12 protein-coding genes are annotated in these 12,440 nt (G+C 66.6%); 7 read left to right on the top strand and 5 right to left on the bottom strand.

Translation table 11 applies throughout. The features are described 5' to 3' along the window. The first annotated feature begins 271 nt into the window (after positions 1-271). Entirely contained in the window at positions 272-874 is a 603-nt protein-coding gene (locus NA5_RS15785; RefSeq protein ID WP_062986461.1) for a 50S ribosomal protein L25/general stress protein Ctc, read from the top strand. 18 nt (positions 875-892) lie between these two features. Next, on the top strand, positions 893-1,474 hold the full coding sequence (pth, locus tag NA5_RS15780) for an aminoacyl-tRNA hydrolase (RefSeq protein ID WP_062986458.1): 582 nt from the start codon (positions 893-895) through the stop codon (positions 1,472-1,474). Between the two features lie 18 nt (positions 1,475-1,492). Here the strand turns inward: pth and NA5_RS15775 are convergent, their stop codons facing one another. Together NA5_RS15775 and NA5_RS15770 are read right to left on the bottom strand one after the other, a co-directional pair. Continuing rightward, complete coding sequence (locus NA5_RS15775) at positions 1,493-3,130, bottom strand: fatty acyl-AMP ligase (protein WP_062986456.1); 1,638 nt, start codon at positions 3,128-3,130, stop codon at positions 1,493-1,495. 125 nt (positions 3,131-3,255) lie between these two features. Beyond that, positions 3,256-3,936 carry a lysophospholipid acyltransferase family protein gene (locus NA5_RS15770; protein WP_062986454.1) on the bottom strand — a complete coding sequence of 227 codons (681 nt, stop codon included), beginning with the start codon at positions 3,934-3,936 and terminating at the stop codon, positions 3,256-3,258. Positions 3,937-4,050: 114 nt separating this feature from the next. Here NA5_RS15770 and NA5_RS15765 point away from each other — a divergent pair, with 114 nt between their 5' ends. Further along, a complete protein-coding gene (locus NA5_RS15765; protein WP_062986453.1) occupies positions 4,051-4,632 on the top strand; it encodes a TetR/AcrR family transcriptional regulator in 582 nt (193 codons plus the stop codon). 146 nt (positions 4,633-4,778) lie between these two features. Here NA5_RS15765 and NA5_RS15760 read toward each other — a convergent pair whose 3' ends face one another. Both NA5_RS15760 and NA5_RS15755 read right to left on the bottom strand, forming a co-directional pair. Beyond that, entirely contained in the window at positions 4,779-5,696 is a 918-nt protein-coding gene (locus tag NA5_RS15760; RefSeq protein WP_062986452.1) for a ribonuclease Z, read from the bottom strand. Beyond that, the gene (locus NA5_RS15755) at positions 5,697-6,875 is read right to left on the bottom strand and encodes an aminotransferase class V-fold PLP-dependent enzyme (protein WP_062986451.1); all 1,179 of its coding nucleotides are present in this window, start codon (positions 6,873-6,875) and stop codon (positions 5,697-5,699) included. A 269-nt stretch (positions 6,876-7,144) separates the two neighbouring features. Between NA5_RS15755 and egtA the strand changes: the two genes are divergently transcribed. The 4 genes from egtA (at position 7,145) to egtD (ending at position 11,768) form a co-directional block, all read left to right on the top strand. Beyond that, positions 7,145-8,476 (top strand): ergothioneine biosynthesis glutamate--cysteine ligase EgtA, encoded by a 1,332-nt coding sequence (gene egtA, locus NA5_RS15750; RefSeq protein ID WP_062986450.1) that lies wholly within the window; start codon positions 7,145-7,147, stop codon positions 8,474-8,476. A 55-nt stretch (positions 8,477-8,531) separates the two neighbouring features. Next, positions 8,532-9,872: an ergothioneine biosynthesis protein EgtB gene (gene egtB, locus NA5_RS15745; RefSeq protein WP_062986448.1), complete on the top strand. Its 1,341-nt coding sequence runs from the start codon at positions 8,532-8,534 to the stop codon at positions 9,870-9,872. A gap of 94 nt (positions 9,873-9,966) precedes the next feature. Continuing rightward, positions 9,967-10,800, top strand: a complete 834-nt coding sequence (gene egtC, locus NA5_RS15740; protein ID WP_062986446.1) for an ergothioneine biosynthesis protein EgtC — start codon at positions 9,967-9,969, stop codon at positions 10,798-10,800. Beyond that, positions 10,797-11,768, top strand: coding sequence for an L-histidine N(alpha)-methyltransferase (egtD, locus tag NA5_RS15735; protein WP_062986444.1), 972 nt, complete (start codon positions 10,797-10,799; stop codon positions 11,766-11,768). The genes egtC and egtD overlap by 4 nt, the downstream gene beginning before the upstream one ends. Here the strand turns inward: egtD and NA5_RS15730 are convergent. Beyond that, entirely contained in the window at positions 11,765-12,415 is a 651-nt protein-coding gene (locus tag NA5_RS15730; RefSeq protein WP_062986442.1) for a DUF2461 domain-containing protein, read from the bottom strand. The two genes, egtD and NA5_RS15730, sit on opposite strands and share 4 nt — an antisense overlap. Positions 12,416-12,440: the final 25 nt, after the last annotated feature.

Here is a 12,440-nt window from a genome sequence, read left to right as displayed (position 1 = left end):
CAACCGATCCAGCGTACGCGACCGGTATGACGGCGATCCGGCCAGTCCGACCACCCGATTCAGCTGGACATAAACACTTGCGCTATGGTGTTCGGGTTGTCTCGGCGAGGGTGACCGCAGACGTAATGCGTTCACCGTGATCGACGCGGCTCGGCTCTCGGCCGTCCTCGTTCGGTCTTCGCCCGACGAGTAGACCAACCATTTGCCAGGGGGGAACCGTCCCTGGCGCACTGTTGACAGCCCGGAAGAGCCGTAGGGAGTAGATCCAGTCATGTCCGACGCCAACCTTCTCGAAGCCGCCGTCCGCACGGAGTTCGGCAAGGGCGCCGCCCGCCGTACCCGTCGCGCGGGCAACGTACCCGCCGTGCTGTACGGCCACGCCGCCGACCCGCAGCACCTCTCGCTCAACGCCCAGGCCTTCGCCGCCATCCTGCGCGAGCACGGCACCAATGCGGTGCTGAACCTCGTCATCGACGGCAAGAAGCAGCTCGCGCTGACCAAATCCGTTGTGGTGCACCCGATTCGCCGCTACATCGAGCACGCCGACCTGCTGATCGTCAAGCGCGGCGAGAAGGTCACCGCCGACGTGAACATCACGCTGACCGGTGAGGCCGGGCCGGGCACCCTGGTCACCCAGGAATCCACCACGCTGTCCATCGAGGCCGACGCACTCAACATCCCGGAGGCCATCGAGGTCTCGATCGAGGGCGTCGAGGCGGGCACCCAGATCACCGCGGGCGCGATCACGCTGCCGAAGGGCGCCACGCTGGCCGGTGACCCGGAGGCGCTGATCGTCAACATCATCGCCGCCCCGGCCTCCGCGCAGGAGACCGAGGAGGCCGCGGCCGCCGCCGAGGCCGAGAGCGCCGAGTAAGAACTCCGGATCTGGTCGATGACCGAATCCTCGACCGGGCCCGCGCTCGTGGTCGGACTTGGCAACCCAGGTCCCGAGTACGAGCGCACCCGGCACAATATCGGTTTTCTGGTCGCCGACGTGCTCGCACAGCGCGTCGGCGGCCGTTTTGCTGTGCACAAGAAGTCCGGTGCGGATCTGCTGCAGGCCCGGCTGGACGGGCGTCAGGTATTGATCGCCAAGCCGCGCTCGTTCATGAATCTGTCCGGGCGTCCGGTCGCTGCCCTGGCGAAATTCTTCTCGGTGCCGCCGACCGAGGTGATCGTCGTGCACGACGAACTCGATCTGCCGTTCGGTCAGGTCCGGCTCAAGCGCGGCGGCGGTGAGGGTGGGCACAACGGATTGCGTTCGGTTTCCAGTGCCCTGACCACCAAGGACTATCTGCGCACCCGCATCGGCATCGGCCGTCCGCCGGGTCGCCAGGACCCGGCGGACTATGTGCTCAAACCGTTTTCGTCGGTGGAGCGCAAGGAAGTGCCGGTGATCGTCGAACAGGCCGCGGATGCGGTGGAACTGCTACTGCGCGTCGGGCTCGAACCGGCACAGAACCAACTGCACTAGGCCGAATTCGACTGCGGCTCAGCGCAGGTGGATCGCGGTGGCGGAGCGGCGCAGCTTGCCCGAGGAGGTTTTGGGCAGGGCGCCGGGGCCGAGCACGGCGACGGTGCGGGGACGGGCGCCGACCTCGGAGAACACCGCGTGCACGATTTCGCGTTCGATGCGCTTGACCTCGTCGGCGTTCTGGTGGTCATTGCTTTCCACCACGACGGCGAAGCTTTCGCGTTTCTCACCCGCGTCCAAGCGGACCGCGACGGCATTGCCGGGACGCACACCGGGCACGCGCATGGCGGCACGCTCGATATCGGTCGGATAGATATTGCGGCCGCCCATGATGATGACGTCCTTGATCCGGCCGCACACCACGATCAGACCCTCGTCGGTGAAGTAGCCGATATCGCCGGTATCCAGCCAGCCGTCCGCATCCTGTGCCGGGCGGAACCCGTTCACCGTGACATAGCCGGAAGTGACCGCGGGACCGCGCAGTTCGATCACGCCGACGGAACGGGTCGGCAGCGGCTGGCGCTCGGCATCGACGACGCGACCCTCCAGATTGTCGACCAGATAGCCGAGCGTCGGCATCCGCCGGATATTGCCGTGGTGATCGTGGGCGGGCACGGCCTTGCCGAGCGCTTCCAGCAGATCGGCATCGATGACATCGAGGATCTGTCCGTGTCCGGGATCCGGAATCGATACGGCCAGTGTGGTTTCGGCCATGCCGTAGACCGGAGTCAGCGCCATCGGATTGAGCCGGAAGCGTTTGCCCGCCGCGGCCAGGGCCTCCATGGTGTCCGGATCGACCGGTTCGGCGCCGTTCCACATATAGCGAACGCTGCTGAGATCGTAGGCGCCGTCCTCGGCCTGCTTGAGTCGGCGGGCCAGCAGCGAGTAGGCGAAATTCGGTGCCGCGGTGACGGTGCCGCGGTACTTGTCGATCAGCTCGGCCCACAGCAGTGGACGCATCAGGAAGTCGATCGGCGTCACGCAGACCACTTCGGCGCCGAATTGCATCGGCACGCTGAGGAATCCGACCATTCCCATATCGTGGAACAGGGGCAGCCAGCTGACCATCACATCGTCATCGAGCTGGAACTTCACTCGATCGAACATGGCATAGGCGTTGGTGTAGAAGTTCCCGTGCGTGATCCGCACCGCCTTCGGCGATCCGGTCGAACCGGATGTCAACTGCTGCAAGGCGATATCGGCCTCGACGGTCGGCACCGGATCGGTCTCCGGGCTCTCGCGCAGCTGATCGATGCGCACCACGGTGATGCCGCGCTCGCGCAGCAGCGGTTCGGCGGCCTCGAAGGGTGCGCCGAGTACCACCGCGCGCGCCTCGATCATCGTCAGCACGGTCTCGGTATCGCGGGCCCAGACCACCAGATCCGTGCGCGGAGTGGGCTGATGCAGCATGGTGATCGACGCGCCGCGCATCCAGATGCCCTGACAGGTCGGTGCGATATCGACCGGCATCCCGGCCAGCACACCGACGGCGTCACCGTGGTCGATACCGGCTTCGGCGAGTCCGCCCGCCATTCGTCGTGCGATGCGATGGATCTCACCCCAGGTCTGCCGAAACGGCGCGTTGGGCTCCCCGGTCACCAATCCGCGACTCGAGGTTTGTGCCGTTGCGTACATCTCGTCAGTGAACCTGCTCAAAGTCCAACTCCCTTGTCACCCCGATGCGGTGGCCGGACATGGGTGCACCGGCCTGCTTCCCAACTATCCCGCCAATTCGTCCCCGTGTTAACCATTCCGAGGACCGTGTCCGTGTCGCGGTGGCGTTATGGGCGATTCGAGAAGGTGGCCGCGTAGCGATCGACGTAGTGTCGGCCGGAGCGGTCGGCCAATTCCCGCATCAGTTCGTCGGTCGCGGCGCGAACCTGGCATGTGTCGGGTGCCGGGTGGGTCGGAGTGAGCTCGGGGTAGTAGCGCGGAGTGCCGAAGCTGATGCGCACTTTGCCGAAGCGCGGCAATCGACGGCCGCGCGGATTCACCTTGTTGGTGCCGGAGAGCACCGCTGGGACAACCGGTGCGCCGGTGGCCATGGCCACTCGCAGTGCGCCGGTGCGGCCGCGGTAGATGCGGCCGTCGGGGGAGCGGGTGCCCTCGGGATGGATTGCCCAGACGTCACCGGATTCCAGGATTCTCGTGGCGGCGGCCAGTGCGTCCGCGGCCGCGGTGCCGCCGGTGCGGTTCACCGGGACCTGACCCGCGACGGTGAAGAACCAGCGCTTGAACCGGCCCTTGAATCCGGTCCCGGTGAAGTACTCCTGCTTGGCCAGGAAGGTGACCCGACGCGGCAGCGCCAGCGCGAGATACATCGAGTCGAGCATCGCGAGATGGTTGGCCGCGATGATCACCGGTCCGGTGCGTGGTACGTGCCGCAGCCCTTCCACCTCGGGGCGGCCGAGCAGCCGCAGCAGTGGGCCGAGCAGAACGTACTTGAACAACCGGTACCACACATGAGCCTCCGAGAAAGTCGCCGTAGACAATGTCTACCAAAGCAGCGTAGACATTGTCTACTGTGGTCGGTAGAGAATTTCTAGTTATGTGACGCAGTCGGGAAGAAGTGAGCCATGAGCGCCGTAGACAATGTCTCCATGAGCGAGCCGTTGCGGGAACGTTTGGTCGGCGCCGGGGTAGACATGCTCGAAGAGGTCGGCGCGGCCCAGTTGGGTCTGCGGGCGATCACCCGTGCGGCCGGGGTCTCCCACGGTGCGCCGCGCAGGCATTTTCCGACGCACCGCGCACTGTTGGCCGCCATCGCCGCACGCGGTTTCGCCGATCTCATCGAGCGGTTCGCGAAGGTGGAGGTGGGCGCGAGCACACCGAGGGAACATCTGGAACGGATGGCCGCCGAATACGTCGAATTCGCGGGCGAGCGCCCGGAAATGTTCACCCTGATGTTCCGCCACGACCTGCTCGAGGGCTCCGGCGAGAATCTCCGCGGGATCACCCTGCCGCTGTTCGAGCGCTTCGCCGCGCTGGTCGCTGCGGCCGCGCCGACCGCGATCGACCGGAGGGCCGTCGCCATCGCGCTGTGGACCAACTTGCATGGCATCGCGGCCCTCCAGGCCAACCGCAGTCTGCGCCTCGTCGGCCCGGCGACCGCGACGCCCGCTCTCGTCTCGCAGGTTCTTGCACTGCACCTGGCCTGAAAGCCGTAGGTCCGCTCGGCGGCGGGGGCGATCGGCCCGCCCGCACCCTCGCAATCGACTCGACATCAGCGATCGCGCACAGTTTCTGCCTACCTCGCATACCAAATACCCTGTGCGACATAGCCACTACTTATGCGATGCGAGCCTCAGTGGCGGGGCGGGAGGGGGATTCGCGCCAGGTCCGTGGCGATGGCGATCTCGCCGGTGAAGTACTTCGCCGCTTCGGCTAGGTGGGTGTCGAGGTCGCGGTAGCGCTGGGAGAAGTGGGTCAGGACCAGGGTGCGGACACCGGCTTCGGCGGCGACGCGGGCGGCTTGGCCCGCGGTCAGGTGGCCGTATTCCTCGGCGAGCTGGGCATCGGTGTCCAGGAAGGTCGCCTCGATCACCAACATGTCCACGCCGGATGCGAGCGATAGCACGCCTGGACACAGCCGGGTGTCCATCACGAATGCGAAGCTCTGACCGGGCCTCGGCTCGCTGACATCGGCCAGTGTTATTGCGCGCCCGTCGAATTCGATACCGCCCGTGCGCTGCAGTTGTCCGACCGCCGGGCCGTGCAGGCCGAATGCGGCGAGCCGCTCCGGCAGGATGCGCACGCCGCTCGGTTCGGTGAGCCGATAGCCGAAGGTGTCGACCGGATGCGATAGCGCGACCGCTTCGAGGACGAACGGTGCGCCGGGTGCGTCCATGACACCGGAATCGGCGATCGGATGCGGCCGGAGCTCGACGGTGCGATAGAACGAGCTGGCATTGCTCAGCCGGTCGAAGAACACCTCGCCCGAGGCGGGGTAGTACACGTCGACCGGATGGGCGACCTTGTCCAGATTGATCCGCTGAATGATTCCGGGTAGTCCGAGGCAGTGGTCGCCGTGGAAATGCGTCACCGCGATCCGGGTGATATCGGTGACCGACACGCCCGCGTGCGTCATCTGCCGCTGCGTGCCTTCGCCCGGATCGAAGAGAATGCCTTCCGCACCCCAGCGCAGCAGATATCCATTGTGGTTGCGCTGCTTGGTCGGAACCTGACTCGCGGTGCCGAGGACGACCAGTTCGCGGGGTGACATCTACAGCGCCGCGACCGCGCCGACGAACCGGTCCAGCTCCTCGAAACTCACAAAGCAGTGCGGCGAGGCGCGCACCACCGAATCCAGGCCACGGGCGGTCATATCCAGCAGCGTAGAGCTGGCATGGCTGGCCGTCACCGTAATATTCTGTGCCGCAAGGCGGTCGCGCACCTCGACGGCGGATTTCCCGTCGACGGTGAAGGAAACGATGCCGCTGTGCCGGATCCCGATGTCGCGCACGGTGACCCCGTCGATCTCCGGCAGTGACTTGCGCAGATGTTCCGCGCGGACCGCGATCGCTTCGTAGACATCCTCCGGGCCGAGCTCGAGCAGATAGCGCACAGCCGCACCGAGACCCAGTCGCGCCGCGACATCGCACTCCCAGAACTCGAAGCGACTCGCGTCGGGCACGAGGTCGAATTCCTGCGGGCCGGTCCACTGCGCACTGTGCAGGTCCAGCCGCTGCGGCTCCATCGAGGCGGCCAATTCCGGCCGCACATAGAGGAATCCGGTGCCGCGCGGCCCGCGCAGCCATTTGCGGCCGGTGACCGAGAGCGCGTCGACATCGAGTTCGGCGACATCGATCGGCAGCTGTCCGGCCGACTGACAGGCATCGAGCAGCACCAGCGCGCCGACCGAATGCGCGATCCTGGTGGCGTCGGCGGCCGGGTTGACCAGACCGCCATTGGTCGGGGCGTGCAGCACCGACACCAACTTGACCCGTTCGTCGACCATATCGGCGAGCGCGTCGAGGTCGATCTGTCCGCTGCCGTCGCTGGGAATCTGTTCGACCACCGCACCGGTCGCCCTGGCCCGCTGTAGCGCCGCAATGGCATTGCTCGCATAGTCGGCGCCGGAGATGAGGATGCGGTCGCCGGGTGCGAGTGGGACCGAATAGAAGAAGTCGGCCCAGGCGCGGGTCGCGCTATCGCTGAGCGCGATGCTGGCCGGATCGGCATTGATGAGCTGGCCGATATCGGTTTTCACCGCGGCGAGATCGCCGAGTCGCTCGTTTGCCGCGCGGTAGCCGCCGATTTCGGCCTCGCGTCGCAGATGCGCCACAACGGTATCGACGACGACTCGGGGCGGTAACGATGAGCCCGCGCTGTCGAGGAAGACCAGATCGGACCCGGTGTCGTAGCCCGGTGTGTCGGCACGTACGCGATTCTCGTCGAGCATGGCATCGACAGTATCGCCGAAATCGGCGCATTGGGCCGTCGCACGAGTCGACGCAGGTCCCGGGCCGTGCTGCGCGAGTCACCGCTGTGCATGACCACGAATTCAGATTCTTGTCACATTTCTTGTCGGTGCCCCTCGCTACGCTGGTTTGGGTCGTTGCACTGGAATACGACCGGCATCGATGGCGATACAGAACTATCCGAACAACGACCGGCAGCGCATACACAGCAATAGCTACGGTTACCCGGTTTCACACGGTGGAGGTTGGTATGGCGGTCACGCTCGAACATCCGGAGCGGGTGATAGCGCTTGCGCACGGCGAGCTGTCCTCACGGGCCGCGGCCGAGGCCTATCTCGAAAAAATCTGCTTCAAGCTGGGGCCACCGACGCTCATCGGCGCCGAACTGGAGTGGCTCACCGTGCAGGGTGAGTGTTCGTCGTCCGGCCGATTGGCCGCCCCCCGCCCGCAACTGGCTGCACTCGCAGATGCACTCGGACCCTATGCGCCGCGGTCCATCGCCCCCGATTCACCGGCACTTCCGTTGCCAGGGGGCAGCCGGGTCACCCTCGAACCCGGCGGTCAGATCGAACTCTCCAGCGCCCCGTTCGCCGCTGCCGCGCAGTTGTGCGAGGGTTTGCACGCCGATGCTCGGATGCTGCGGGATCTGCTCGAATCCCGATCCATCCGCACCGTTTCCGCCGCCGCCGATGCGGATCGCCGCCCGAAACGGGTGCTGCGGTTACCGCGCTATCGCGCCATGGAACAGTCTTTCGGCGGTATCGGCCCGTTCGGCAAATTGATGATGTGCAATACCGCCGCGACGCAGGTCAGCGTCGATGCCGGTGCGGACCGTGCCGAGGTCACCGCCCGGTGGAACGCGCTATACGCGATCGGTCCCGCGCTATTGGCCGCCTTCGCCTGCTCACCCGAGTTGCACGGCGCGCCGGTGGGCGCGTGGGCATCCCAGCGCATGCGCACCTGGTTGCGTCTCGATCACGCACGCACCCGTCCCGCGGTGGAGTCCTGGCCGGATCCGGTCACCGGCTACGCGCGCTGGGCCCTGGATGTCCCGCTGCTGTGCGTTCGCCGCCCCGATGGCGTATCCGGCAATGGCAGCGATGTCGGTTGGTCAGCGCCGCCCGAGGCGACCTTCGCGGACTGGTTGTCCGGTGCGCTGGACGACGAGATCGGCCGACGGCCCGATGTCGGCGATCTCGACTATCACCTGACCACGCTGTTCCCGCCGGTGCGTGCTGCCGGACACCTCGAGGTCCGCTATCTGGACGCTCAACCCGATAACGACTGGACCGTCCCGATCCATGTCTTCGATGCCCTGCTGTCTTCCCCCGCGGTCGTCGCAGAGGCGACGGCGCTCGCCGCGCCACTCGCGGGCCGCTGGCTCGATGCGGCGCGCTGCGGGCTGGCCGATCCGGAGATCCGTTCTGTCGCGGTCGAATTGCTGGAACTGGCCGCAGCACATGCGACGAGTCCGGCGGCCGCGCGCGAGATCGAATCCGCGGCCGAACGATGTCGCAGCGGTCGCACCCCGACCGATGAACTCGTTTCGCGCAGTGCGGATCAGCCCGAGGACCATCCGTGACCGCGGCGCCGCAGCCGCGAGTCGCCGACCAGAACGAGTTCGGGAGATACCCATCGTGACCATTCAGCACCCCGCAACGGATAATTCCGGCACCGAACAATTGCGTGACCGGATCGCCGAAGTGCTCACCCGCGCAAGGGATCGCACCACCGGCCTCACCACCCTCGACGAAGCAGAGCTGGTCGCCCAGCATTCGCGACTGATGAGCCCGCTCGTCTGGGATCTCGCCCATATCGGCAATCAGGAAGAGCTCTGGCTGGTCCGCGATGTCGGCCGCCGCGAAGCGGTGCGCGCCGATATCGACGAGCTGTACGACGCCTTCAAACACGCTCGCGCCAATCGCCCCGAACTGCCGCTGCTCAATCCCACCCAGGCCCGCGGCTATGTCGGCGCCGTGCGCGACAAGGTATGGGATGTATTGGAAACCAACGCTTTACGCGGTGACCCGCTGGTCGACGGCGGTTTCGCATTCGGCATGATCGCTCAGCACGAGCAGCAGCACGACGAAACCATGCTCGCCACCCATCAGTTGCGCACCGGTCCCGCCGTGCTCTCCGCACCCGACGCGCCATCGGCGACGGCTCCGGTCGGTGGCGAAGTCGTCATTCCCGCAGGCGAATTCGTCATGGGTACCTCGACCGACCCATGGGCACTGGACAATGAGCGCCCGGCGCATCCGGTGCACGTGCCCGCCTTCGCCATCGACGTCGCACCGATCACCAATGCGCAATACCAGGCCTTCATCGCCGACGGCGGCTACCAGCGGCCCGAGCTGTGGTCCGAGCGCGGTTGGGCGCACCGACAGCAGGCCGACCTGGTGGCACCGCAGTTCTGGGAGTGCGATCCGGCCGGGCACTGGTGGCGTCGGGGATTCGGCGTGATGACGCCGGTGCGTGCGCAGCAGCCGGTGGTGCACGTCTGCTGGTTCGAGGCCGAGGCATACGCCAACTGGGCTGGCAAGCGCCTGCCCACCGAGGCCGAATGGGAGAAGGCGGCGCGCTTCGATCCGGAGACCGGCGCATCCCGCCGCTATCCGTGGGGCGATACCGAACCCGATTCCAGCACCGCGAATCTCGGTCAGCGGCACCTGGAACCCGCCGAGGTCGGTGCGTATCCGGCCGGTGCCTCCCCGGCCGGTGTGCACCAGCTCATCGGCGACGTTTGGGAATGGACCGCATCGGGGTTCGAGGCTTATCCGGGCTTCCGGGCCTTCCCGTACGCCGAATACTCCGATGTGTTCTTCGGCGGCGACTACCGAGTTCTGCGCGGCGGCTCCTTCGGCACCGACCCGGTCGCCTGCCGCAGCACCTTCCGCAACTGGGACCATCCCATCCGCCGCCAGATCTTCTCCGGCTTCCGCCTGGCCCGCGACCTGCGAAAAGGCGAGGGCGAGTGAGGGTATCGACGGTGGCCGCGCCGAATCCGATCGGCGGGCAGTCGGCCGCAGTGCCACAACCGGCCCGGCGTGTGCTCGGCGGAGGTGGGCGCTGATGTGCCGTCAACTCGGGTACGTCGGCCCATCGGTACGCGTGGGCGACATGTTGACGCTCGGTTCGCATTCCCTGCGGACTCAGGCGTGGGCGCCCAAGGATATGCGCGGGGGCGGGACGATCAATGCGGATGGGTTCGGGGTGGCCTGGTGGCGTGACCAGGATGGCGTTACCGTCAGCCGGTATCGCAACTGCGCACCCATCTGGACCGATCCCGCGGTGGAAGAGGTACTGCCGCAACTGGAGTCGTGGGCGGTAGTGGCGGCGGTGCGCTCGGCGACCATAGGCATGCCGGTCGAGCGGACTGCCTGTGCACCCTTCACACACGGTCGGTGGGCATTCAGCCATAACGGCGTGGTGCCCGACTGGCGGCGGGCGCTCAGCGCGGTCGCCGACGAATTCGGCTCCACCGCAACCGAACTGGGCGCGGACCAACTGTTCGACTCGGTGCGATTGCTGGAGGCCGAATCCGCGACCGATTCGGCGACGCTCTGGGTGCTGCTGCGCAGTCTGCTCTCGACCGACACTCCCGACGGTTCGTGGGCGGCGGCACCGGCGGCATTGAGTCTGCTGGTCGCGGCCGTACTGGCCCAGGCACCGGGCGCCCGACTGAACTTCCTGCTCGGTGACGGCAAGCAGCTGTGGGCGACCACCGTCTACCACTCGCTATCCGCCCTGGTCACCGAGGATTTCGCCATCCTGTCCTCGGAACCCTTCGACGATGACCCGCGCTGGCAGCCGATTCCGGATCGCCAGCTGGTCAGCGCACGTCCCGGCGCGTTGTCCGTCACCCCCCTCCTCGACGTTCCAAGCACGAAAGGCTCACTGCTATGACCGCACCGACGCTGGAGATCCATCTATCCGAAGACGACCTCACCTCGGCGTTGCGCACGGATGCCGGGCTCGGCCTCACCGCCGACCCGAAGTGGTTGCCGCCCAAGTGGTTCTACGACGCCCGAGGCAGTGAACTGTTCGAGCAGATCACCGAACTGCCCGAGTACTACCCGACCCGCACCGAACGCGCGTTGCTGGAGCGGGTCGTCGGCGAGATCGCCCGCACCGCGCAGGCGCAGGTCCTGGTCGAACTAGGGTCGGGCTCGGCCGCCAAGACCCGGCTGCTGCTCTCCGCGCTGACCGCCGAGGGACCGCTGAAAACCTATGTTCCGCAGGATGTCTCGTCCTCGGCGCTGCGGGCCGCCGCCGAGCAGATCGCGGCGGAGTTTCCCGGCCTCGCGGTGCATGGCGTGGTCAGCGATTTCACCGACACCCTGCACAATCTGCCGGGTGGCGGGCGCCGGATGATCGCCTTCCTCGGCGGCACCATCGGCAATCTCGTTCCCGCCGAGCGGGCCGAATTCCTGTCCAGCATCCACGAGGTGCTCGAGCCAGGTGAGCAGCTGCTGCTCGGCGCGGGCCTGGTCATCGATCCGGCCGTACTGGTGCCCGCCTATGACGACGCGGCCGGTGTCACCGCCGAATTCAACCGAAATGTATTGCATGTCTTGAACGGTCGCCTCGACGCCGATTTCGAGCCGGATAAGTTCGAGCACGTCGCCATCTGGGATACCGAACACGAGTGGATCGAAATGCGCCTGGAGGCCACCGAGGATATGACCGTGACGGTCCGCGAACTGGACCTCACCGTCCAGTTCGCGCGCGGCGAGCAGATGCGCACCGAGATCTCGGCCAAATTCCGCATCGACGGACTCGACGCCGAACTGGCCGCCGCCGGATTCGAGACCGAACAGGTCTGGACCGATCCGGACGACCGCTTCGCCCTGGTCCTCGCCGCCCGCCGTTAAGCGCGAGCGGGCGCACCACTGACCACCGCGCCCAACCATTCGATGAAGGGCCGCATCGTCTCCCAGGCGGTGCGGACCTCCTTCGCGGCGCGGGGTTTATCCAACCAGGCGGGCGCGCCGTATTCCTTACTGCAGGTCAGCGATTTGTGCCGCAGCAGATCGATGCGCGGATGGTCGGCGTCGTAACCCTTCGGCCTGGTCTTCAGCTGCTCGCCGCCGATGGTGAATCCGGCCTTGGTGAGCTTGGCCAGGATGGCCTCCAGCTCCGGGCCGCGGACCTCGTCATCGATGGTGGCGCGCAACTGGGCGATCTGGGCGGGGGAGCCCGCGTAGAATCCGCCGCCGACGAAGAGTCCGGCCGCACTGATCTGCACATACCAGCCCGTACCCGGAGCCACGCTGACCACCGCGCCCTGCGCCGTCTTGTAGGGCGCCTTGTCCTTGGCGAAGCGCACATCCCGGTACGGCCGGAAAATCTTGGCGGTTCCGAAGTCCGCCTCCAATTCCGCGGTCAGCGCGACCATCGGCGCCTTGACCGACTCCTCGTAGACATCCTTGTGCGCGGTCCAGAATGCCTTCGAATTATCGGCTTCCAGATCTTCGTAAAAGTCCAGCCCCGCGAGTGGGAACCCACCGAATCGACTCATGCCGATCACGCTAGCCTTACCCACC

The sequence above is a fragment of the Nocardia anaemiae NBRC 100462 genome (genome assembly GCF_001612725.1).
Taxonomy (GTDB): Bacteria; Actinomycetota; Actinomycetes; order Mycobacteriales; family Mycobacteriaceae; genus Nocardia; species Nocardia anaemiae.
Note: the sequence above shows the minus strand (reverse complement) of the source record. Positions and strands in the feature narration are given on the sequence as shown.